The organism is Roseateles sp. T103, assembly GCF_057219915.1.
Window position 1 is genome coordinate 184,848 of sequence record NZ_JBXVVS010000004.1, and the last position, 21,724, is coordinate 206,571.

The window sequence follows — 21,724 nt, forward strand, 5'->3', positions numbered from 1 at the left end:
GATCAGCTGACGGCCTGCAAAAAGCGCTGCGCCAGCACCGGATAGGTGTGCTCGGCCAGCACGAAGGCGCGACCGCGTTCGCCCATCGCAGCGCGTTCTTCAGGCGTCAGTGCCGCGAGGCGCCGCACGCCGTCGGCCACGGCCTGCGGATCCTCGGGCGGCACGGTCAGGCCGGCTTGCGCCTCGGCCACCGGGTCGTTGCCGGCCTCCACCGAATGCAGCACCGGCTTTCTCGCCATCATGTAGTCCATCAGCTTGTTGGGCGCGATGCCGAAGCGGTAGATCGGCGTGCGCTGCCAGCCGATGTAGGCGATGTCGAACTGCGCCAGCAGCGCCGGGATCTGGCGCTTCGGGATAGGCGGGAAGACCGCCACATTGGCGAGGCCTTCGTCGATCACCCGCTGCTCCAGCCGCGCGCGCTCGTGGCCACTGCCGACCATCACGATGGAGATCGGCTCGCTCTGCAGCAGCCTGGCGGCATCGAGCAGCACGTCCAGCGCATTGGGCAGGCCCATCGATCCCGCATAGCCCAGCACCAGGCGGCCGGCGGCACGCTGCAGCGCCAGATGCGTGACCAGCTCCGGGCTGTCCAGCGGCTCGAGCTTGCCCTCTTCCCACTCGTCCAGCGTGATGCCGTTGGGCACGATGTGCAGCTTGTTCAAATCCAGGCCATGCGCGCGCATATGGCCCTGCACCTTGGGCAGCATCGAAACCACGACATCGGCGTCGCGGTAGGCATCGTCCTCGGCCTTCTGGCACAGCATCGCAAAGGGATGGCGCGGCGACATGCCCGACAGCTCGATGGGCGACAGCGGCCACAGATCGTGCACCTCGTAGACCAGCTTGGCCTTGGCTAGTCTTGCCACGCGGCGCGCCACCCACACATCCATCGGATAGGTGCTGGACGCGATCACCACATCCGGTCGGAAGGCACGGGCCAGGGCATCGGCATCCTTCCACACATGGCGGCAGAAGGCCCAGATATTGCGCACGCGGCCGAAGCCGTTGCCCTGGTAGGCCGGCGTCTCGTACCAGCAGTAGCTGATGCCATCGATGGTCTCGCCGCCGGCCTGCGGCTGCGTGCTGCGCACATGCGAGTGCGAGGCGGCGAGGATCAGCACCTGGTGGCCGGCGCGCACCCATTCGCGCGCCAGGTAGTAGGGGCGGAACTCCATGCCGTGCTTGGGCGAGCCGGCGTAGTGATTGATCAGCAGAATCCTCATCGAGATCTGTTGTCCCTGCTCAGGGACTGCAAACGGTTCAAAAATTTCTCCACCGCAGGCGCGAAGAGCCCATGCGCGGCGACCCAGGCGCGATTGGCGCCACCTGCGGCTTCAGAGCTGGGCAACAGCGACTCCAGCAGCTCCGGCAGGCGCGCTTCGTCTCCCTCGGCAAGGATCAGCCCGCCGCCGGCTTGCAGCAGCTCGCGGTTGGCGGGCAGATCGGACAGCACGGTCAGACACTCGTGTGCCATCGCCTCCAGCACCGAGACCGACACCGAATCGCTCTGCGGCAGGCTCAGGTACCAGCGCGCCTTCGCATAGCAGCCGGCCTGCGTCCTGGCATCCAAGCGGCCGACGAATTCGACGCGTCCGTCCAGGCCCAGCTCGCGCGCCTGCTGCTCCAGCGCCGCGCGCAGCGAGCCGTCGTTGGCGACGACCAGCCGCGCCTGGGGCTGCACCGCCGCCACCGCGGCGAAGGCGCGCAGCACGCGCTCGGGCCGATAGATAGGCTCCAGCCCGCGGTTGGCGAAGAACAGCCAGGGTGTCTTCTTCGCGCCCTGCTTGGGCAGCGCCTCCAGCCCGAAGGGAAAGGTCATCACCTCGCGCGCGCCCAGCGCCTGCATGCGCGCGCTCATATGCTGCGAGTCCGAGGTCAGCACCTCGCAGGCGGCCAGCACGCGCTGCGTCAGCCAGCGCCAGGCCCAGCCGCGCTCGGGCGTGACGAGGATGTCGCTGCCCCAGGCCGAGCCGGCGATCTGCGCACGCAGCCGCCAGCCCCGCTTCGCGGCCCAGGCCAGCGTGCCGTGCGAGGTCAGGTAATGCGCGTGGATCCAATCGGCATCCACACGCGCCAGCCAGGGCCCCAGCTGCGGCAGCTTCAGCAGCAGGCCGATATTGCCGCCGCCATGGACAGGGTCGGTGTTCAGCGCCAGGCGCCGCTCGGCGGGCAGCAGCGCTGCGAATTCTTCGCTGAAGCCGCGCGACGACGCCGCCCACAGCTCGACCCGGGGTGCCAGCGCCCGGGCCCACTTGAGCAGATGCGGGCTTTCGCCGTCGCCCAGCAGCACCAATCTCATGGTCGGATCGCTCACGCCGCAGGGCCTCGCGGCTGAGGCACATCACCCGCCCAGGCCGCATAGTGCGCCGCCAGCCAGGGATGCTGGGCCAGCAACTGCGCGTCCTTGGCGCGCACGTCGCCAAGCACCCGCGCCGGCTGTCCGGCGACGATGGCGAAGTCCGGCACCTCGCCGCGCACCTGCGCATAGGCGCAGACCACCGCGCCGCGGCCGATACGCGCGCCAGCCTCGATCAGGCTGTGCGGGCCGATGAAGCAGTAGGGGCCGATGACGATGGGTGCCTTCACATAGCCAGGCGGCGGGTTCGCGCCATCATGGCTGGCGTACAGCCGGCCCATCAGCCGGATCGCGCGGTGCGAGCTGTGGCTGACGATGCTGACGAAGTTGGTGATCTGCACTCCCTCGCCTATCGTCACGCCGCCGCTGGCCTCGATGAAGTTGAACTGGCCGATGAAGACATGATCGGCCAGCTGCAGATTCGCCTCGCCCTCGATGCAGCTGCTCGGCGCGATGCGCGTGTGCGGCAGCGGCGTGCCGTCTGCCGCGCGTTCGCCGAAAACCGTGCGGAAGAACAGCGCGCGCCACAGCCGCCGGCGCAGACGGTTCAGCCAGGGCCTAAGCATCGGCTTTCTCCTCCTCTGCACGGGCATGCGGAAACTCGGACCAGGTGGCCAACGACCAGAAGAAATAGCTGAAGTAGAGCAGCATCGCGGCGGACACGCCCCAGGCCGCGCCGATCAGGCCGCCCAGCTTCAGACCCAGGGCCAGCCCGGCGATGAACATCAGCTGGCCGAACAGCGCCAGGCGCAGAGCCCAGCCCTGCGCGCCCCAGGCCATCGTGGCCACCGACAGCGGGGACGCGACGAAGTGCAGCGCGATATACGCCGCCAGCGCCCGCGCCAGCGCGCCGGCATCGTGCCAGCGCTCGCCGAACAGCCAGCTGAACAGATCCGGTCCCCAGCCCAGCAGCACGAGAGCCAGCACCAGCGCGATGCCGGCAAGCACCGCCATCGAGCGCCGCACCGTGGCCAGCGCCTCGGCCGGCGTCTCAGCGGCGACCAGGCGCGGATACAAGGCCTGCGACAGCGCACCGCCCACCAGCCCGGCGGGCGCCTTCAGATAGCGCAGCGCCAGCGCCCAATAGCCTGCCGCCGCGTCGCCCGCCCAGGCGGCAATGATCAGCAGCGCCACACTGTCCTGCAGCGCGCCGGCAAAGGCATGCGGCGAGTTCAGCAGCGGGAAGTCGCGGTGGCGCCTGGCCATCGCGACAAGCGACTCGCGCGGCACGCGCAGCAGCGCCGCCCAGCCGCCCTGCGGCGCCTGACGCGCCAGCAGCGCACTGGCCGCCGCACCCGCAATCAAGGGGCCGAGCATCAGGCCCCAGGCACCCAGCTGCGCCAGGCCCAGCGCCACCTGTGCCACCGCGCCGCCGCCGTACTGCAGCACGCGTGCCGCGGAAATCTGCGCAAAGCGCTGCGCGCGGCTGGCCCAGATGGTGAGCCACTGCGCCACCGAACCGACCAGCACCGCCAGCGGCAGCAGCCAGGCCAGGGTCAGGTCTTGCCAATGCCACAGCACGACGGTGACCAGCAGCGAGGCCAGCAGCACCGCACCGAGCACGCGCAGACACAGCGCCATCAGCGTGGCGGCTTCGCCATCGTCGGTCTCCAGCGGCAAGGCGAACTCGTAGCGCGCGCAGCCCAGCACGGCGATATTGGTGGCCAGGGTCCAGACCAGGCTGTAGTGGCCGTATTCGGTGGGCGAGTAGATGCGCGTCAGCCAGGGCCCGAGCAGCAGCGGCAGCGCCTGCGCCAGCGCACCGCCGGCCAGCAGCGTCAAGGTGGCGCGGAGCAGCCCACCCCTCATGGGTTCAGCCGGCCAGCGCCTGGGCCAGCGCCGCGATCACACGGTCCTGCTGCGCCTCGTCCAGATCGGCGCTCATCGGCAGGCTCATCACCCGCTCAGCCGCGGCCTCGGCATGCGGCAAAGCCCAGGCCGGCGCGAAGCGCTCGTAGGCGGGCTGGCGGTGCAGCGGCCGCGGGTAGTGGATCGCCGTCGGAATGCCCTGCTGCTGCAGCGATTGCTGCACGCGGCTGCGCTGCGCGCCGTCCTCCAGCAGCACGGTGAACTGCGCCCAGACGCAGTCGCGGTCCTCCCGCACCGCCAGGCGCTGCAGCGGCAGCGCCGCGAGCAGCTGCTGGTAGCGCGCGCCGATGCGCAGCCGCGCGGCGATCTCCCAGTCGAAACGTTCCAGCTTGGCCAGCACGATGGCGCATTGCAGCGTGTCCATGCGCCCGCCCACACCCACGCGGGTGTGCGTGTAGCGCTGGCTCTGGCCATGCACGCGGATCTCGCGCGCCGCCTGCGCCAGCGTGTCGTCGTCGGTGAACAGCGCGCCGCCATCGCCATAGCAGCCCAGCGGCTTGCTGGGGAAGAAGCTGGTCGCGCCCCAGGTGGACAGCGCGCAGCTGCGTCTACCCTGATACGTGGCGCCGAAGCTCTGCGCCGCATCCTCGATCACCGCCAGGCCGTGCTTGGCAGCGATCGCGTTGATCTCGTCCATATCGGCCACCTGGCCGTACAGGCTCACCGGCATGATGGCGCGGGTGCGCGGCGTGATCGCCGCCTCGATCAGGCGCGCATCGATATTGCAGCTGTCCGGCTCGATGTCCACGAACACCGGCACGCCGCCGAGCAACACGATGGTTTCGGCCGTGGCGGCAAAGGTGAAGGGCGTGGTGATCACCTCGTCGCCCGGCTGCAGGTTCAGCGTCATCAGCGCGATCAGCAGCGCCTCGGTGCCGCTGGCGACGGTGATGCAGTGCTTGACGCCGGCGTAGGCGGCCAGCGCCGTCTCCAGCTCCCTGACCTCGGGGCCCATGATGTACTGGCCGTGGTCGAGCACGCGCTGGATGCGCGCGTCGATGCTGGACTTCAGCGCCGCGTACTGCGACTTCAGGTCGATGAAGGGCAGGCTGCTGCTACTGCTGCTCACGCTACTCACGCCACTCACAGGAGGGATCCTTCTTTCACGAGATGGCAGGCATCGCCATCCAGACGGTATTCATCGCCCGTCGCCGGGCAGCGCGCGCAGCCGTCAGCATCGAAAGCCAGGCGCTCGCCATGGCGGCTCATCCAGCCGATGCGCCGCGCCGGCACGCCCACCACCAGCGCAAACGGCGCCACGTCCTTCTGCACCACCGCGCCGGCGCCGATGAAGGCGTACTCGCCGATGGTCACGCCGCAGACGATGGTGCAGTTGGCACCCAGCGTGGCGCCGCGCTTCACCAGCGTGCGGCGGTACTCGTCCTTGCGCGGCACCGCGGCGCGCGGGTTGTAGACATTGGTGAACACCATGCTCGGGCCGCAGAACACATCGTCCTCCAGCGTCACCGCGTCATAGACCGAGACATTGTTCTGCACCCGCACGTTGTCGCCGATGCGCACATCGTTGCCAACATAGACGCCCTGCCCCAGCGAGCAACGCGCGCCGATCTTCGCGCCCGGGCTGATATGGGCGAAGTGCCAAACCTTGGTCCCGTCGCCCAGCTGCGCGCCCTCGTCGACGATGGCGGACTCGTGTTTCCAGTAGCTCATGCGGTGGGGTTCAAAAGACAAGCGGGAGACCAACGCGCTGGCCGTCGCGTGCGCTGCGGTAGGCAGCGATCAGGATCTCCAGCGAGCGCAGGCCCTCGTAGCCGTCGACCTCGGCATGGGCTTCGCCGCGCAGCGTGCGGATCACGTTGTCGTAGTAGAGCGGGTGGCCGAAGCCGTAGACGCTGCCCGTCTCATAACTGGCCGCGAGCACGTCCGCATCCTCGGGCTGCGGCTCGGCGAAGGCCCAGTGCTCGATCTTGTTGACCGCGGTGCCACCGATCTTGACTGTGCCCTTCTCGCCCAGGATGGTGATCGAGCCTTCCAGGTTCTGCGGCCAGGTCAGCATCGTCACATTGATCGAAGCCAGGCCGCCGTGGCGCAGGCGCACGCTCATCACGCCGGTGTCCTCGGCCTCGATGTCGCGCGCCAGCGTGGCGGTGTAGGCATGCACGCTGTCCACCGGGCCGACCAGCCAGTCCAGCAGGTCCACGTAATGGCTGGCCTGGTTCATGAAGGCGCCGCCGTCCAGATCCCAGCGGCCGCGCCAGGGCGCGGCGTCGTAGTAGCTCTGCGGCCGGGTCCAGAACACGTTGACCGTGCTCATGTAGATGCGGCCGAAGCGGCCTTCATCGATCGCGCGCTTGACGCGCTGCACCGTCGCATTGAGGCGGTTCTGCTTGACGACGAAGAGCTTGACGCCGGCATCGCGGCAGGCGCGCACCATCGCCATGCCTTCGTCGAACTTGGTGGCCATGGGCTTTTCGGACAGCACATGGCGGCCGGCGCGCGCCACCTGGATGGCTTGCTGCGAATGCAGCCCACTGGGCGTGGCCAGCACGACGATGTCGGCATTGCTGGCCGCCAGCAGCTCGTCCAGCGACGCGAATCCGGCCGCGCCGGTGGCCTGCACCGCGGCAGCCAGCGCGGCGGCCTGGTTGTCGCAGACGGCCACCAGTTCGGCGCGGTCCGCATGCTTGGCGATGGCCTCGACATGGTTCTTGGCGATGCGCCCGCAGCCGACCAGCGCGAAGCGGATGGGGCGATCGAGGATGGGCAGGCTGGGTCGCATGGCTGGAGCCGGATTCGGGCGAAGCCGCGATTCTACGAGGGGGCCTGTCGCGCAGCGCCTAAAATCGCAGCAGATTCAACGAGTTGAGCATGACCCAGCACACCCCCGCCGCCCCGCACCACACGCCCGTCGCCGTCGACGAGAACCAGCTGATCACCGAGCGCCGCGAGAAGCTCGCCCAGCTGCGCGCCAAGACGGCCGTGCCCTTCCCCAACGACTTCAAGCCCCAGCACCGCGCCCTGCCCCTGCAGGAGCAGTACGGCGCGCTGGACAACGAGGCGCTGGAGCCGCAGGGCGTGCAGGTCAGCGTGGCCGGCCGTCTGATGCTCAAGCGCATCATGGGCAAGGCCAGCTTCGGCACGCTGCAGGACGCCACCGGCCGCATCCAGCTCTTCGTCACCAAGGACGCGCTGGGCGAGGAGGCCTATGACGGCTTCAAGCACCTGGACCTGGGCGACATCGTCGGCGCCGAAGGCACGCTGTTCAAGACCAAGACCGGCGAGCTGTCGGTGCGCGTCACCACGCTGCGCCTGCTGACCAAGAGCCTGCGCCCGCTGCCGGACAAGTTCCACGGCATGACGGACCAGGAGCAGAAATACCGCCAGCGCTATGTGGACCTGATCACCGACGAGGACGCGCGCCAGCGCTTCGTGGCCCGCTCCAAGGCGGTGTCCTCGATCCGCAGCTTCATGGTGGACAACGGCTTCCTCGAAGTCGAGACGCCGATGCTGCACCCAATCCCCGGCGGTGCGAACGCCAAGCCCTTCATCACCCATCACAACGCGCTGGACCAGGAGATGTTCCTGCGCATCGCGCCCGAGCTGTACCTGAAGCGCCTGGTGGTCGGCGGCTTCGAGCGCGTGTTCGAGATCAACCGCAACTTCCGCAACGAAGGCATCTCGGTCCGCCACAACCCCGAGTTCACGATGATGGAGTTCTATGCGGCCTACTGGACGCACCATGATCTGATGGACTTCACCGAGAACGTGCTGCGCCATGCCGCCATCGCTGCCACCGGCAGTGCGGCCATCAGCTACGCCGGCAAGCCGGTCGCGCTGGACCAGCCCTTCGCCCGCCTGTCGGTGCGCGACTCGCTGGTGGCACACGCGGGCCTGACCGAAGCACAGGCCGACGACGCCCATCTGCTGCGCGAGCGCCTGAAGGAGCTGGGCGAGGAAGCCCCCAAGCACTGGACCCTGCCCGAGCTGCAGTTCGGCATGTTCGAAGCCGCGGTGGAAGAAAAGCTCTGGCAGCCGACCTTCATCATCGACTACCCGGTCGAGGTCTCGCCGCTGGCGCGTGCCTCGGACACCAACCCCAAGATCACCGAGCGCTTCGAGCTCTTCATCACCGGCCGCGAATACGCCAACGGCTTCTCCGAGCTCAACGATGCCGAAGACCAGGCCGCACGCTTTCAGGCCCAGGTGGCCAACAAGGAAGCCGGCGACGACGAGGCGATGTTCTATGACGCCGACTTCATCCGCGCGCTCGAATACGGCATGCCGCCCACCGGCGGCTGCGGCATCGGCATCGACCGCCTGATGATGCTGATCACCGATTCGCCGAGCATCCGCGATGTGATCCTGTTCCCGGCGCTGCGCCGGGAAGCTTGAGTTTCACCGGCCTTGCGCCGGGAAAGCTGACGCGCCCCGGCACTCCGGCGCGAGGGCTGACCGCCCCCGCAACGAAGCCAGCAAAGAACAAGGGAGGCCGCGGCCTCCCTTTGTCTTTGTTTCAGCCCCGCTGCATCAGCGCTGCTTGAACTCCGCCTTGCGCTTGTTCAAGAAGGCATCCATGCCCTCGCGCTGGTCCTCGGTGCCGAACAGCGCATGGAAGTAGCGGCGTTCCACCGCCACCGCATCGCTCAGCGGCGCCTGGAAGGCCAGGTTGACCAGTTCCTTGATCAGCATCGTGGCCGGGCCGCTGAAGCTGTTGATGGTCTCGGCGGCGGCCAGGGCCTCGTCGAGCAGCTTGTCGGCCGGCACCACGCGCGAGACATGGCCGCAGCGCTCGGCTTCGGCGGCGTCCATCATGCGCGCGGTCAGCAGCATGTCCATGGCCTTGCTCTTGCCCACCGCGCGCGGCAGGCGCTGCGTGCCGCCGGCGCCGGGAATGATGCCCAGCTTGATTTCCGGCTGGCCGAACTTGGCAGTGTCGGCCGCGATGATGAAGTCGCACATCATCGCCAGCTCGCAGCCGCCGCCTAAAGCGAAGCCGGCCACCGCAGCGATCACCGGCTTGCGCACCTGCAGGATGGTCTCCCAGTTCTTGGAGATCAGCCCGCTCTTGTAGGCGCTCATGAAGGTGTGCGGCGCCATCGTCGGGATGTCGGCGCCGGCGGCGAAGGCGCGCTCGGAGCCGGTCAGCACGATGCAGCCGATGCTCTCGTCGGCATCGAAGGCCAGCAGCGCCTGGCCCAGTTCGTCCATCAGCTGGTCGTTCAGCGCATTGAGCTGCTTGGGACGGTTCAGCGTGATCAGGCCGGTCTTGCGCGCGCCCTCGCCGCGGACCTCGGCGATGATGCATTCATAGGTGGGGTTCATGGCTTCTTCTCTCCGTGTTCGGTGGCGGCCGGAACTATAGAGGAGCTGGCTGACGGCGCAGCCTGCAGCAGCGGCGCAGCACGCAGCGAGAGCTCGACGAAGGTCTGCTCGTCCTGCGCTACGCGCAGCCGCACCGGCAGGTATTGCAGCGTCGGCGCCAGCCAGACCTCGGCCTTCAGATCGCGCAGCTTTTCGTCACTCTGCAGCAGCGGCTGCAGGTGCCAGGTGTCGAGCAGGCCCATCGGCGTCTCCAGACGCTCCTCGCCTATCACCTGGTAGCGCCAGGCGTAGAGCTTGCGCGGCAGCGCCAGCGGCAGCTCGACGATGCGGCCGGGCGCCAGCGCTTCGCGGCCGGTAAGGAAGAGCCAGGTCAGCTGCACGAACTGGCTCGATGCGTCCTGTACCCCCTGCGCCGCCAGATGCTTGCTGCCATCGGCCAGCTGCACCTCGGTGCTACCGTCAGGCTGGGCGCTGAACCTCAACGTGGCCTGCCGCGGCGCGCGCATCAGCGTGCGCGTGAGCTCGTCATAGCGCTGCGGTGCGATGCCTCGCGCGCTGAGCAGGCCGTCGCTGCTCATGCGGCGCTCGACCAGGGGCGCGAACTCCGGGCCGATGCGCATTTCCAGGTGCACCTGATAGCGCCGGCCTTCGCGCAGCCACTGCACACGTCCCTCGCCGCTGACTTCACCGCGGAAGTAGCCGCTGAGCCTGTAGTCGAGCTGCACCGAGTCGGGCCACTCCGGCCCCGGAGCCTGATCCTCGACCGCCGAGGCCGCGCTGGCCACCGGCTGGGCTGGCGTCTCAGCGGGCGGTGCTTCCGCCGCTTGCGGTGCGCTGGCTGGCGGCTCAGGTGGCGGCGCCGCCGCGGTCTGCACCGGCGCAGGCACCGCCGGTGCCGGCACCGGCCGCGGCGTCGTAGGACGCGGCGGCGGCGCGCTCTGTTTCATCTCGCGCACGAAGGCGGCCTGCAGCCGCGGCGGCAGCGCAGCGGCGGCACTCCAGCCACTGCGCAGTTCGACGAGGCTGCGCCCCATGAGCAGATGACCCGCCAGCACCAGCAGCACGATGGCCGCCAGCACCGCGATCGAGCGGCGCTGGCGCGCGCTCAGCCGCCCAGCCATGCCTGACGCAGGCTCAGCGCGCGTGCCGCAGGCCGCTCGGATGGCTGCAGGCGGACGGGCAGGCCCGGCGACTGCTGCGGCAGTTGCAGCTCCAGCGTGACGATGCGCTGGTCACGCGCGACCAACAGACGCAGTTGGCGCGGCCGGCGCAGGTCCAGCGTCAGCAGCGCGTCGTCGAGCTTGCGCAGCCGCCAGTCGTTGCAGGCCAGCAGTTCGTCACCCGCGGCCAGGCCGGCGCGATGCGCAGCGCCACCCTGCAGCACCTGCTTGATGCGCAGCTGGCCGCCAGCCTCGTCCACGCGCAGACCCAGGCGCTGCGCCAGGCTGGCCTTGTCGGCCTGCCAGCTGACGCCGGCAGCAGCGAGCAGCTCTTGCAGCGGCAGGTCCTCGGTGCCATGCACCCAGCGGCGCAACTCTTCGGCCAGCGCCTTGCCGCCCAGCGCCGCCACGGCCGCGAGGATATCGGCCTCGCTGATCGGGCCACCGCTGCTCGCCTGCCACAGACGGCGCATCAGCGCGTCTAGGCTGGCGCCGGGCTTGCGCGCCTTGCGCAGGCTCAGGTCCAGCGCCAGCGCGAGCAGTGCGCCCTTGGCGTAGTAGCTCACCGTGGCGTTGGGCGTGTTCTCGTCGGGGCGGTAGTACTTGATCCAGGCCTCGAAGCTGGCCTGGGCCAGGCTCTGCACCTTGCGCCCCGGCGCGGCGAGCACGCCGCTGACGGTGACGCCGAGCAGCTTCAGATAGCGCGGCGCATCGATCAGCCCGCTGCGCAGCACGAACAGGTCGTCGTAGTAGGACGTGAAGCCTTCGAAGAACCAGAGCAGCTCGGTGTAGTTCTCGCGGCCATGGTCCAGCGCGGCGAAGTCGGCCGGCTTCAGGCGCTTGACGTTCCAGGCGTGGAAGTACTCGTGACTGATCAGGCCGAGCAGGCGCACATGGCCCTCGCCGGCCTCGGTCTGGCCCAGCACCGGCAGGTCGCCGCGCGAGGCCAGCAAGGCGGTGCTGGCACGGTGTTCGAGCCCGCCATAGCCATCGCCGACGGTGTTGAGCAGGAAGACATAGCGATCGAAAGGCGGCGCCTCGTCGGCGCGAGCGCTGCCCTTGCCGTGCCAGAACTCGATCTGCGCGGCGCAGATGCGCTGCGTCTCGGCCAGCAGGCGCTCACCGTCGAACACCGGCAGCGCGCCGGTGACGACCAGCTCGTGCGGCACACCGCCGGCGACGAACTCGCCGCGCCAGAAGCGGCCCATCTCGACCGGGTGGTCGACCAGCTCCTCGTAGCTGTCGGCCAGGTAGCGATGGCGGCCGGTGCTGCGCATCGCCGTGGCCGCATGCCAGCCGCGTGGCAGGCCGGCCAGCGTCAGCGCATGCGGCTCATGCTCGCGGCCATGAACGCGCAGGAACAGGCAGGGGCCATTGAAGAAACCGCGCTCGGCATCGAGAAAGGCGGCGCGCACCGAGGTGTCGAAGGCATAGACGCGCCAGCTCAGCTGCAGCGGCGCGCGGCCCTGGCAATGGGCTTCCCAGCTGCATTTGCTGGTCTGGCGCAGCAGCACCGCGCGGCCGCCCTGGTGCGCCTGCATCCCGCTCAGGTGGCGCGAGAACTCGCGCACCAGATAGCTGCCAGCGATCCACACCGGCAGGCTGAGTTGCTGGCGCTCGGCCGGCGTCGGCAGCGTCAGCGTGACGCGGAACAGATGCGCATGCGCATCCTCGATCTCGACCCGGTAGGCCAGCGTCGCCATCAGCTGCCGGCCGCGCCGAGGAAGCAGCACAGCGAGGCCACGGCCGAGAGCCGGAAGCGCAGCGTCAGCCAGCCTGCCGCGCCCAGCGCCGGGTAGAGCCGGCGATCGACCAGATAGCAGACGACCAGCAGTACGCCATGCACCACCAGACCCGCGTAGGCCGGCATCACCACCGCCACCCAGGCCAGCGATGCGGCGGCCAGGCCCCAGACATAGGGCTTGGCGCCCAGCGCATCGCTGCGCAGTGCCAGACCCCAGTGGATGCCACCGAGGAAGGAAATGATCACCGCCGCATAGCAGGACAGCCCCAGCGCGGCGAAGGCATGAGCATCGGCCTCGTAGCCGGCAAGCAGCCAGACCAGCAGCGCGCCGAAGATGAAGGGCAGCAGGCCCAGATAGCCCAGGCGCAGCGCCAGCGGTGGCGGGAAGGCGGTGGATTCGATCGCTGTGGAGGGGTTCATGCGGCTTGGCGTCGCCATCAATCGTTCAGGCAGATCGGGCGACAGGCTCAGGACTTGCCCACGGCGCCAAGGCGGCGCTCGAGCTGCTCCAGATTGATCGCGCCGGGCACGCGCGTGCCGTCTTCGAAGACGATCGCCGGCGTGCCGTTGACACGGTGCTTGCGCACCAGGGCGAGGTTGCGCTCCAGCGCGGCGTCATCGCAGTCGCCGCCGGGTTTGGGCGGCTGCTTGCCGTCCAGCATCCAGCCCTGCCAGGCCGCGGTGCTGTCCCTGGCGCACCAGATCGCGCGCGACTTCTCCTGCGAGTCGCCGCCGAGGATGGGCACCAGGAACGTGTAGACGGTGATGTCCTTGGCATCCTGCAGCGTGCGCTCGAAGCGCTTGCAGTAGCCGCAGTTCGGGTCGGCGAAGACGGCGATGCGGCGCTTGCCGTTGCCGCGCTTCCAGACCAGCGCATCCTTCAAGGGCAGCGAGGCGAAATCGATCGCGTTGATCTGGTTGACGCGCTCCTCGGTCAGGTTGCGGCGCGAACGCAGGTCGATCAGCTCGCCCTCGATCAGGTAGTTGCCGGCGGCATCGGTGTAGCGCAGTTCGTTGCCGATGCGGATCTCCCACAGCCCCGTCATGCCGGTCTGGCGCACCTCGTCGATCTTGGGCAGCCCGGGCAGGCGCTCGGCCAGGTTCTTGCGGATGGCCGCCTCGTTGGCCAGGGCCGGGGTCAGGGCCGTCGCCAGTACGGCAGCGAGCATCAGGGCAGCAGGCTTGTTCATCGCATTCATGACGGTTGGAGCGGCGCCTCAGACGCCAAGTGCCTGCCCGGCAAGCCAGCGCTTGACCGGTGCAAGTCGATTGACCAGGCTCATGCCCTGGTTGCGCAGCGTGCGCAGTGCCGGTGCGTCGCTCGCGAACAGGCGAAGCAGGCCGTCGGTGAGTTCGCCCATGGCAACGGTAGGAGCCACGCGGGCGCGGGCATAGCGGCGCAGCAGCTTCTCGTCGCCCAGCGGCCGCCAGGGCTCGCGCTGCGCCAACACCTCGGCCAGACAGGCCACGTCGGCCAGGCCCAGGTTCAAACCCTGGCCGGCCAGCGGGTGGACCAGATGGGCCGCATCGCCCAGCAAGGCCCAGCCAGGCCCGGACACCGCGCTGGCGCGTGCCAGCGCCAGCGGCCAGGCGGCGCGACCGCCCGACAGGCGCAGCGCGCCGGCGGCGCCGCCGGTGGCTTCGAGCAGCGCCTGTTCGAACTCGGCATCGCTGGCGGCGAGCAGCTCGGGCGTGCGTTCGCGCGGCAGCGACCACACCAGGCCGTAGCTGTAGCCGGGCTGCGGCCGGTCGAAGGGCAACAGCGCCAGCACATCGGGCGAGCGGAACCACTGCAGGGCCGTGCCCTGGTGCGGCCGCTCGGCAATCAGACGCGCGGCAATCGCCGTCTGTCCGCTGTCGTGGCGCTCGAAACGCACGCCCAGGGCCTCGCGGCCCGCGGAGTCGCGCCCCTCGCAATACGCCGTCAGGCTGGCCGGCACCGGCGTGCTGACGCGGCGCACATGCGGCGCAAAGCGCAGCGCATTGCCCAGTTCGTTCTCCAGTGCGCCGGCATCGACGATGTGCGCCAGCTCAGCCACGCCCTGCTGCCAGGCGCTGAACTCGATCAGGCCGCCAGCCTCGTCGCCGGCCACACGCATTTCATGGACCGGCGTCACGGCGTCGGCAGGCAGCGCTTCCCACACGCGCAGCTGGCGCAGCAAACGCACCGCTGCAGCGTTGAGCGCATAGGTGCGCAGATCCTCGCGCGGCTGGGCTGGCTCGGCGGCACCCAACAAGGCCACGCGCAAGCCCTGGGCACCCAGCGCCAGCGCAAGGCTGCGCCCGACGCAGCCATCGCCGCGCACCAGGATGTCGAACGTCTCGTGACCGTGCTGCATTTGGCGCGCATTGTAGGCAGCGGCCGCCGGCCTCGCGGACCGGCCCGGCGATGCCCCGACGGCGGCGCCGTCTAAAATTCGCGCTTCGCCCGCGGCAGCTTGCCGCGACCAGGCGCATCCACAGAGAAAGTCCCCCATGAGCCTCAAATGCGGCATCGTGGGCCTGCCCAACGTCGGCAAGTCCACCCTGTTCAACGCCCTGACCAAGGCCGGCATCGCCGCCGAGAACTATCCCTTCTGCACCATCGAGCCCAATGTGGGCGTGGTCGAGGTGCCGGACCCGCGCCTGGCCCAGCTGGCGGAGATCGTCAAACCCGAGCGCGTGGTGCCGGCGATCACCGAGTTCGTGGACATCGCCGGCCTGGTGGCCGGTGCCTCCAAGGGCGAAGGCCTGGGCAACCAGTTCCTCTCGCACATCCGCGAAACCGACGCCATCGTCAACGTGGTGCGCTGCTTCGAGGACCCGAATGTGATCCACGTGGCCGGCAAGGTGGACCCGATAGCCGACATCGAGGTGATCCAGACCGAGCTCTGCCTGGCCGACCTCTCCACGGTAGAGAAGAGCCTGACCCGCTACACCAAGGTGGCCAAGGCCGGCGACAAGGACGCCCAGCGCCTGGTGGACGTGCTGAAGAAGTGCGAGGCCGCGCTCAACGAAGGCAAGCCGGTGCGCACCATCGATTTCAGCAAGGAAGAGCTGGTCGTGCTCAAGCCGCTGTGCCTGATCACCGCCAAGCCGGCGATGTTCGTCGGCAACGTGGCCGAGGACGGCTTCGAGAACAACCCGCTGCTGGACCGTCTCAAGGACTTCGCTGCCCAGCAGAACGCGCCGGTGGTGGCGATCTGCGCCAAGACCGAGGCCGAGCTGTCGGAGATGAGCGACGAGGACCGCGCGATGTTCCTGGCCGAGATGGGCCTGGAGGAGCCGGGGCTGAACCGCCTGATCCGTGCCGCGTTCAAGCTGCTGGGCCTGCAGACCTACTTCACCGCCGGCGTGAAGGAGGTGCGTGCCTGGACCATCCATGTCGGCGACACCGCGCCGCAGGCAGCCGGCGTGATCCACACGGATTTCGAGCGCGGCTTCATCCGCGCCCAGACCATCGCCTTCGACGACTTCATCGCCTTCAAGGGCGAGCAGGGCGCCAAGGATGCCGGCAAGATGCGCGCCGAGGGCAAGGAGTACGTCGTCAAGGATGGCGACGTGCTGAACTTCCTGTTCAACGTCTGAGCCAGGGCGGGCCAGGCATGGGCTAGCATAGGTCGGGCTGGCAAGGGTGTGCGCGCTGATTCGGCGCATGCTCACCGGCCCCGCCCCACAGCCCGTCATGGAACGCCTCGCCCTCCTGCTGCGCTCCCTGCTGCCCATCGCCGCGCTGGCGTTGGGCTATGTGCTGCTGGGTCGACTGGGCCTGCTGCTGGCTCTGCCGCCGATGGCGGCCACGCCGCTGTATCCGGCCGCCGGCCTGGCACTGGCGGCCGTGCTCTGCGGCGGCCCCCGCCTCGCCTGGGGCGTGGCACTCGGCGCCTTCATCATCAACTACCAGCTCAGCAGCGCACGTGGCGAGCTGTCGCTGATCGTGCCGCTGCTGGTCGCGGCAGGCGCGGCGCTGCAGGCGCTGCTCGGCGCAGCAGCGGTGCGCCGCTGGGTCAGCCAGCCACTGCTGCTGTCGGAGCCAGCCGATCTGCTGCGCTTCTTCTTGCTGGCCGCGCCGCTGGCCTGCCTGGTCAGCGCCAGCGTCAGTGCCGGCGCGCTGCTGCTGGTCGGCGCGCTGGACCCGGCGCTGCTCGGCTACCACTGGTTCACCTGGTGGATGGGCGACTCGCTGGGCGTGCTGATCGGCGCACCAGTCGCCTTGACGCTGCTGGCCAAGCCGCGCGAAGTCTGGGCGCCGCGGCGCGTGAGCGTGGCCTTGCCGATGGTGCTGGCTTCGCTGCTGCTGGCGGTGGTCACCCAACGCATCGCCGAGTGGGAAGAGCAGCGTGAGCGCCAGAGCTTCGAGCGCGAGGCGGACAACGCGCTGAGCGCGATGGAAGTGGCACTGCAGGAGCCGCTGGATGCACTGGAAGCGGTGCGCGCCCTGTTCATCGTATCGCCCGCGTTGTCGCGTCAGGACTTCGCACGCGCCACGGCCACCCGCCTTCCGACGGAAGGCAGGCTGCTCGCGCTGGGCTGGGCCGCACGGGTGCCGCCGGACCAGAAAGAGACGTTCGAGCAGGCTGCTCGCGCCGAGGGCTTTGTCCGTTACGCGGTGCGTGACCGCGGCCGGGCGGCTGACCTGAGCACGGATCCGTCAGAGCCGGCACTTGCGATACGGCTGATCGAGCCGATGCGCCGCAACGAAGCGGCGCTCGGCGTCAACATCCGCTCCATCCGCGCCTCGCGCGAGGCGACGCAGCGCACCGCGCGCAGTGCGCAGGCGGCGGCAACAGCAGGCTTCCAGCTCAGCCAGGACAGCGATGCCGGTGCGGTCGGCGTGGTGATCTATCAGGCGCTCTACGAGGGCCAGCCGGCCGACGAGGTGGAGCGGGCGCAGGCGCTGCGCGGCGTGGCCTTTGCGACGGTACGGCCGGATCTGCTGCTGGGTGCCGTCGCCGCCTCGCTGCCGCAGCGGCTGGAGCTGTGCATGCTGGACACCGATCCCCAGGCCCAGCATCGCCACCTGGCCGGACCCAGCGACTGCGAGGCCTTGCCGGTGGGCGTGCTGTCGCGGACACGCCCTATCCTCTTCGCCGGCAGGACCTGGGAACTGCGCGTCTTTGCACGAACCGCACCTTTGCCGCTGGGCGACCGCAGCGGCTGGGCCTTCGCGCTGATCGGCCTGCTCAGCACGGCGCTGCTGGGCGCACTGCTGCTCACCATCACCGGGCGGGCGCGGCGCATCGAGGCTCTGGTGCGGGAGCGCACGGCCGAACTGCAGCGCGAGGTGCAGCAGCGCGAGCAGGCCTCGCTGGCACTGGCTCAGAGCGAGCAGCGCTTTCGCAACATCTTCGACAACGTGCCCATCGGGCTGGTCTTCTCCGACCTGGACGGCAGACCTCGCGAGGTCAACCCGCACTTCTGCCGCATGCTCGGGTACGCGCCGCAAGAGCTGTTGGGCATGCGTGAGATCGAGCTCACCCACGTCGACGACCGGGCCGAGGATCAGCGCCTGCGCCAGGAGCTGCTCGACGGCCAGACGGGCATGTACCGGCGCCGCAAACGCTTCCTCGCCCACGATGGCCATGCCATCCAGGCCCGCGTGCTGGTCGCGCTGCTGCGCGACACCGAGGGGCGGCCCGACCGCCTGCTCAGCGTCGTCGAGGACATCACCGACCAGTTGAAGATGCGCGAGCTGGAGCTGGCCCGCGAGGCGGCCGAGGCAGCCAGCCGGGCAAAGAACGAGTTCCTCTCGCGCATGAGCCACGAGCTGCGCACGCCGCTCAACGCGATGCTGGGCTTCACCCAGCTGCTGGACATGGACACGCAGCCTGCACTGAGCCCGCGGCAGAAAGGCTGGGCCGCACAGGTGCAGCATGCCGGCTGGCATCTGCTGGAGATGATCAACGAGATCCTCGACCTCTCGCGCATCGAGTCCGGATCGCTCAAGCTCGAGCTCACGCGTCTGGACCTGCAGACCCTGGTGACCAGCGCGGTGTCGATGCTGCTCAAACCGGCCGAGCAGCGCCGTATCACGCTGGCGCAGCAGCTGGCGCCCGAAGCCAGCCATGTGCGGGGCGATGCCACGCGCATCCGCCAGGTACTGACCAATCTGCTCAGCAATGCGGTCAAGTACAACGTCGAGGGCGGCAGCGTGCTGGTAAGCAGCCGGCTGAGCGATGCGCACACGGTGGAAGTCGTCGTGACCGACACCGGCATGGGCTTGAGTGCACAGCAGCTGGCCCAGCTGTTCGAACCCTTCAACCGGCTCGGCCGCGAGAGCAGCGGCATCGAGGGCACCGGCATCGGCCTGGTGATCGCACGGCGTCTTGCCGAGCTGATGGGAGGCTCGCTGGAGGCCACCAGCACGGTGGGTCAGGGCTCGAGCTTCGTGCTGCGCCTGCCGCGAGCCGAGGCTCCGCCACAGGCCGTCGGCGCAGCGACGGCCGGACCGGCGCCCGCGCCAGCGCTGCCACAGCGTCGCGTGCTCTATATCGAGGACAACGACACGAATGTGGCGCTGATGCGCGGCGTGCTGGCACAGCGTCCCCAGCTGCAGCTGCAGGTCTGTGGCGACTTGGCCAGCGGACTGCAGGCCGTGCTGAACGATCCGCCGGACCTATTGCTGCTGGACATGCAGTTGCCCGACGGCGACGGCCTGGATCTGCTGCGCCGGCTGCGCAGCACACCGGCCTGCAGCGAGCTGCCGGTGATCGCCGTATCGGCCAATGCCCTGCCTGACCAGGTAGCTGCCGTGCTCGAGGCTGGCGCGCTGCACTATCTGACCAAGCCCATCGATGTGCAGGAATTGCTCGCCACGCTGGATCGCGTGCTCGCGCAGGACTGAAGCTGCAGCAAGCCCGGCCACTGGCGGGCAAAATATGCGTGCCGGCCCGCTGTGCCCCGAAGCGCCGTGGCCGAGGTCCCTGCAGTTGTCCCGACGTTGACCATGAGCTCTACCGAACTTGCCCCCATCGCCCCTGCCGCCAATGCCCTGGCGCCTGTGGACGCCCCGCCGGCCGCCCGTCAGTTCCTGACCTTCCGCGTCGGCGCCGAAGAGTACGGCATCGACATCCTGAAGGTTCAGGAGATCCGTTCCTACGAACAGCCTACGCGCATTGCCAACGCCCCCGCCTTCGTCAAGGGCGTGGTGAATCTGCGCGGTGTGATCGTGCCCATCGTCGACCTGCGTCTGCGCCTGGGCTGCGAGAGCGGCTACAACAGCTTCACCGTGGTCATCGTGCTGAACGTCTGCAACCGGGTGGTCGGCATCGTCGTGGACTCGGTCTCCGACGTGCTGGAGATGGCGGCAGGCGACATCAAGCCGCCGCCAGAGATCGGCGCGGCGATCGACACCCGCTTTGTCACCGGGCTGGGCAAGGTCGGTGAACGAATGCTGATCCTGCTGGACATCGAGGGCATGGTCTCGAGCCCTGATTTCGGCATCATGGATTGAGCGGGCTCAGAGGTCGCCCGCTAGGCCGCCGACTTTCTATGTTGGCGACCACTCACCTTCCATGCCTCGAAAATCCTAAGCCTCCGCGCACTTGTTGAGACTTAGCACTCCAGAGCATAGAGTGCTAATATTCAAATGTTGGCGCAATCCATGCGCTGGCAACAGGAGGTTGACCAATGACCGCACAAACCGCACTGGCCGTCCGCGATCCCTGGGCCTTGCTGCCCTCGCTGGGGAATCTGGACGCCTACATCTCCGCCGTGAATCGCATGCCCATGCTCACGCCGGAGGAGGAGCTGAGCTTCGCGCGCCGACTGCGCACGAGTGGCGACCTCGAGGCGGCCGGCAGACTGGTGCTGTCGCATCTGCGTCTGGTGGTGTCGATCTCGCGCCAGTACCTGGGCTATGGACTGCCTCAGGGCGACCTGATTCAGGAAGGCAATGTCGGCCTGATGAAAGCGGTAAAGCGTTTCGACCCCGAGCAGGGCGTGCGTCTGGTCAGCTATGCGATGCATTGGATCAAGGCCGAGATCCACGAGTACATCCTGCGCAACTGGCGCATGGTCAAGGTCGCCACCACGAAGGCGCAGCGCAAGCTCTTCTTCAATCTGCGCTCGATGAAGCACAGCATGAAGGAAGACGTTCTGGACGATCAGGCCTATCGCAGCACGCTGTCCGAGGCAGAGGTCGAGCAGGTCGCCCGCACGCTAAACGTGAAGCGCGAGGAAGTGCTGGAGATGGAGACGCGCCTGTCCGGCGGCGACGTGGCGCTGGAGGCGCCAGGTGATGACGAGGGCGAGAGCTTCGCGCCCATCGCCTATCTGGCCGACGACAGCCATGAGCCGACGCGTGTGCTGGAAGCGCGCAAGCGCGACCATCTGGCCGGTGACGGCATCCAGACGGCACTGGCCGTGCTGGACGAACGCAGCCGCCGCATCGTCGAGGAGCGCTGGCTCAAGGTGAACGACGACAGCTCGGGCGGCATGACCTTGCACGAACTGGCAGCCGAATACGGCGTCAGCGCCGAACGGATCCGCCAGATCGAGGCAGCGGCGATGAAGAAGATGCGCAAGGCACTGGCCGAAGCGGCCTGATACCGCCCAAGCCGCAAGAACAAAGCCCCGGCACGCCGGGGCTTTTTGTTGTCCACGCCGATGGCACCTGCTGATCGAGCGGCGTCCGAGGATCCAGCTCCGCCCGCTCTGTGGGCGCGCCCCCTTGAGGGCGCCGGCGAAGCCGGCAGGCGGTGATGCTACTTCTCGGCCAGCAGCAGCTTCAGATCATCGGCCAGCACCTGCGCACCCGAGCCGTAGCGCGAAAACACGCGCACGCGCCCCTGGCGGTCGAACAGATAGCTCGCTGCCGTGTGGTCTATGGTGTAGCTGCCTTCGGTCTTGCCCGGCACCTTGCTGTAGAAGACCTTGAACTCCTTGGCCACGGCCTTGGTCTGATCGGCCGTGCCGCGCAACGCCACGAAGCTGGGATCGAAATTGGCCAGATAGGCCTTGAGCAGATCGGGCGTGTCGCGCTCGGGATCGACGGTGATGAAGATGCCCTGCACCTGCTCCCCATCCGGGCCGAGCGCCTTCTTGACTGCGGCCAGCTCCGCCAGCGTGGTCGGGCAGACATCGGGGCACTGCGTGAAGCCGAAGAAAATCACCAACACCTTGCCGCGGAAGTCGCCCAGCGTGCGGGTCTGGCCATGCTGGTCGGTCAGCTGGAACTCACGCGCGTAGTCTGCACCGGTGAGATCTATGCCCTTGAAGCCCGGCTTCGCCGCGCCACCCAGTCCCAGCTTGTCGCAAGCAGCAAGTCCGGCGGTGGCGGCGGACAGTGCCGAGATCAGAAGCAGGCGGCGGTTCAGGGGTGTCGTCATCATG

Annotated in this window: 19 protein-coding genes; 5 read left to right on the forward strand and 14 right to left on the reverse strand. The window is 68.7% G+C overall.

The genetic code is table 11. From position 1 onward, the window contains the following. Positions 1–2: 2 nt before the first annotated feature. From AC2EBS_RS13330 to AC2EBS_RS13360, 7 genes are read right to left on the reverse strand one after another with little or no spacing between them, the layout of a single operon-like run. Positions 3–1,223, reverse strand: coding sequence for a glycosyltransferase family 4 protein (locus AC2EBS_RS13330; protein ID WP_484728907.1), 1,221 nt, complete (start codon positions 1,221–1,223; stop codon positions 3–5). Next, positions 1,220–2,299 carry a glycosyltransferase gene (locus tag AC2EBS_RS13335; protein ID WP_484728908.1) on the reverse strand — a complete coding sequence of 360 codons (1,080 nt, stop codon included), beginning with the start codon at positions 2,297–2,299 and terminating at the stop codon, positions 1,220–1,222. Before AC2EBS_RS13335 ends, AC2EBS_RS13330 begins: the two co-directional genes overlap by 4 nt. Before the next feature lie 11 nt (positions 2,300–2,310). Further along, a complete protein-coding gene (locus tag AC2EBS_RS13340) occupies positions 2,311–2,922 on the reverse strand; it encodes an acyltransferase (protein WP_484728909.1) in 612 nt (203 codons plus the stop codon). Beyond that, positions 2,915–4,165 (reverse strand): lipopolysaccharide biosynthesis protein, encoded by a 1,251-nt coding sequence (locus AC2EBS_RS13345; RefSeq protein ID WP_484728910.1) that lies wholly within the window; start codon positions 4,163–4,165, stop codon positions 2,915–2,917. The genes AC2EBS_RS13340 and AC2EBS_RS13345 overlap by 8 nt, the downstream gene beginning before the upstream one ends. Positions 4,166–4,169: 4 nt before the next feature. Further along, positions 4,170–5,273, reverse strand: coding sequence for a DegT/DnrJ/EryC1/StrS family aminotransferase (locus AC2EBS_RS13350; protein ID WP_484729140.1), 1,104 nt, complete (start codon positions 5,271–5,273; stop codon positions 4,170–4,172). A gap of 35 nt (positions 5,274–5,308) precedes the next feature. Beyond that, positions 5,309–5,896 carry an acyltransferase gene (locus AC2EBS_RS13355; RefSeq protein ID WP_484728911.1) on the reverse strand — a complete coding sequence of 196 codons (588 nt, stop codon included), beginning with the start codon at positions 5,894–5,896 and terminating at the stop codon, positions 5,309–5,311. A gap of 10 nt (positions 5,897–5,906) precedes the next feature. Continuing rightward, a complete protein-coding gene (locus AC2EBS_RS13360; protein WP_484728912.1) occupies positions 5,907–6,965 on the reverse strand; it encodes a Gfo/Idh/MocA family protein in 1,059 nt (352 codons plus the stop codon). 89 nt (positions 6,966–7,054) lie between these two features. Here AC2EBS_RS13360 and lysS point away from each other — a divergent pair, with 89 nt between their 5' ends. Beyond that, complete coding sequence (gene lysS / locus AC2EBS_RS13365; RefSeq protein ID WP_484728913.1) at positions 7,055–8,578, forward strand: lysine--tRNA ligase; 1,524 nt, start codon at positions 7,055–7,057, stop codon at positions 8,576–8,578. Positions 8,579–8,713: 135 nt separating this feature from the next. Here lysS and AC2EBS_RS13370 read toward each other — a convergent pair whose 3' ends face one another. From AC2EBS_RS13370 to AC2EBS_RS13395, 6 genes are read right to left on the reverse strand one after another with little or no spacing between them, the layout of a single operon-like run. After that, a complete protein-coding gene (locus AC2EBS_RS13370) occupies positions 8,714–9,508 on the reverse strand; it encodes an enoyl-CoA hydratase (protein ID WP_484728914.1) in 795 nt (264 codons plus the stop codon). Next, positions 9,505–10,629: a DUF3108 domain-containing protein gene (locus AC2EBS_RS13375; RefSeq protein ID WP_484728915.1), complete on the reverse strand. Its 1,125-nt coding sequence runs from the start codon at positions 10,627–10,629 to the stop codon at positions 9,505–9,507. The genes AC2EBS_RS13370 and AC2EBS_RS13375 overlap by 4 nt, the downstream gene beginning before the upstream one ends. Then, the gene (locus AC2EBS_RS13380; RefSeq protein ID WP_484729141.1) at positions 10,614–12,371 is read right to left on the reverse strand and encodes a M61 family metallopeptidase; all 1,758 of its coding nucleotides are present in this window, start codon (positions 12,369–12,371) and stop codon (positions 10,614–10,616) included. The genes AC2EBS_RS13375 and AC2EBS_RS13380 overlap by 16 nt, the downstream gene beginning before the upstream one ends. Further along, entirely contained in the window at positions 12,371–12,832 is a 462-nt protein-coding gene (locus tag AC2EBS_RS13385; protein ID WP_484728916.1) for a DUF3429 domain-containing protein, read from the reverse strand. The genes AC2EBS_RS13380 and AC2EBS_RS13385 overlap by 1 nt, the downstream gene beginning before the upstream one ends. A 47-nt stretch (positions 12,833–12,879) precedes the next feature. Continuing rightward, positions 12,880–13,602, reverse strand: coding sequence for a DsbC family protein (locus AC2EBS_RS13390; protein ID WP_484728917.1), 723 nt, complete (start codon positions 13,600–13,602; stop codon positions 12,880–12,882). 27 nt (positions 13,603–13,629) lie between these two features. Beyond that, entirely contained in the window at positions 13,630–14,751 is a 1,122-nt protein-coding gene (locus AC2EBS_RS13395; RefSeq protein ID WP_484728918.1) for an FAD-dependent monooxygenase, read from the reverse strand. Between the two features lie 136 nt (positions 14,752–14,887). On the opposite strand from AC2EBS_RS13395, the gene ychF reads away from it, so the two are divergent. From ychF to rpoH, 4 genes are all read left to right on the forward strand, one after another. Continuing rightward, complete coding sequence (gene ychF / locus AC2EBS_RS13400; protein ID WP_484728919.1) at positions 14,888–15,979, forward strand: redox-regulated ATPase YchF; 1,092 nt, start codon at positions 14,888–14,890, stop codon at positions 15,977–15,979. 97 nt (positions 15,980–16,076) lie between these two features. Beyond that, positions 16,077–19,235 (forward strand): CHASE domain-containing protein, encoded by a 3,159-nt coding sequence (locus tag AC2EBS_RS13405; RefSeq protein WP_484728920.1) that lies wholly within the window; start codon positions 16,077–16,079, stop codon positions 19,233–19,235. A 102-nt stretch (positions 19,236–19,337) separates the two neighbouring features. Next, a complete protein-coding gene (locus AC2EBS_RS13410) occupies positions 19,338–19,844 on the forward strand; it encodes a chemotaxis protein CheW (protein ID WP_484728921.1) in 507 nt (168 codons plus the stop codon). Positions 19,845–20,020: 176 nt separating this feature from the next. Next, the gene (gene rpoH, locus AC2EBS_RS13415) at positions 20,021–20,938 is read left to right on the forward strand and encodes an RNA polymerase sigma factor RpoH (RefSeq protein WP_484728922.1); all 918 of its coding nucleotides are present in this window, start codon (positions 20,021–20,023) and stop codon (positions 20,936–20,938) included. 158 nt (positions 20,939–21,096) lie between these two features. Here rpoH and AC2EBS_RS13420 read toward each other — a convergent pair whose 3' ends face one another. After that, positions 21,097–21,723 carry an SCO family protein gene (locus AC2EBS_RS13420; RefSeq protein WP_484728923.1) on the reverse strand — a complete coding sequence of 209 codons (627 nt, stop codon included), beginning with the start codon at positions 21,721–21,723 and terminating at the stop codon, positions 21,097–21,099. Position 21,724 lies beyond the last annotated feature (1 nt).

Excerpts from the sequence above, each read along its gene's own strand:
- AC2EBS_RS13385 (WP_484728916.1), bottom strand. The coding sequence starts at position 12,832 with ATGAACCCCTCCACAGCGATCGAATCCACCGCCTTCCCGCCACCGCTG.
- AC2EBS_RS13340 (WP_484728909.1), bottom strand. The coding sequence starts at position 2,922 with ATGCTTAGGCCCTGGCTGAACCGTCTGCGCCGGCGGCTGTGGCGCGCG.
- AC2EBS_RS13370 (WP_484728914.1), bottom strand. The coding sequence starts at position 9,508 with ATGAACCCCACCTATGAATGCATCATCGCCGAGGTCCGCGGCGAGGGC.
- AC2EBS_RS13420 (WP_484728923.1), bottom strand. The coding sequence starts at position 21,723 with ATGATGACGACACCCCTGAACCGCCGCCTGCTTCTGATCTCGGCACTG.
- AC2EBS_RS13390 (WP_484728917.1), bottom strand. The coding sequence starts at position 13,602 with ATGAACAAGCCTGCTGCCCTGATGCTCGCTGCCGTACTGGCGACGGCC.
- AC2EBS_RS13345 (WP_484728910.1), bottom strand. The coding sequence starts at position 4,165 with ATGAGGGGTGGGCTGCTCCGCGCCACCTTGACGCTGCTGGCCGGCGGT.
- AC2EBS_RS13355 (WP_484728911.1), bottom strand. The coding sequence starts at position 5,896 with ATGAGCTACTGGAAACACGAGTCCGCCATCGTCGACGAGGGCGCGCAG.
- AC2EBS_RS13335 (WP_484728908.1), bottom strand. The coding sequence starts at position 2,299 with ATGAGATTGGTGCTGCTGGGCGACGGCGAAAGCCCGCATCTGCTCAAG.
- AC2EBS_RS13330 (WP_484728907.1), bottom strand. The coding sequence starts at position 1,223 with ATGAGGATTCTGCTGATCAATCACTACGCCGGCTCGCCCAAGCACGGC.
- AC2EBS_RS13405 (WP_484728920.1), top strand. The coding sequence starts at position 16,077 with ATGGAACGCCTCGCCCTCCTGCTGCGCTCCCTGCTGCCCATCGCCGCG.
- rpoH (WP_484728922.1), top strand. The coding sequence starts at position 20,021 with ATGACCGCACAAACCGCACTGGCCGTCCGCGATCCCTGGGCCTTGCTG.
- AC2EBS_RS13360 (WP_484728912.1), bottom strand. The coding sequence starts at position 6,965 with ATGCGACCCAGCCTGCCCATCCTCGATCGCCCCATCCGCTTCGCGCTG.
- AC2EBS_RS13380 (WP_484729141.1), bottom strand. The coding sequence starts at position 12,371 with ATGGCGACGCTGGCCTACCGGGTCGAGATCGAGGATGCGCATGCGCAT.
- lysS (WP_484728913.1), top strand. The coding sequence starts at position 7,055 with ATGACCCAGCACACCCCCGCCGCCCCGCACCACACGCCCGTCGCCGTC.
- AC2EBS_RS13395 (WP_484728918.1), bottom strand. The coding sequence starts at position 14,751 with ATGCAGCACGGTCACGAGACGTTCGACATCCTGGTGCGCGGCGATGGC.
- AC2EBS_RS13375 (WP_484728915.1), bottom strand. The coding sequence starts at position 10,629 with ATGGCTGGGCGGCTGAGCGCGCGCCAGCGCCGCTCGATCGCGGTGCTG.
- AC2EBS_RS13410 (WP_484728921.1), top strand. The coding sequence starts at position 19,338 with ATGAGCTCTACCGAACTTGCCCCCATCGCCCCTGCCGCCAATGCCCTG.
- ychF (WP_484728919.1), top strand. The coding sequence starts at position 14,888 with ATGAGCCTCAAATGCGGCATCGTGGGCCTGCCCAACGTCGGCAAGTCC.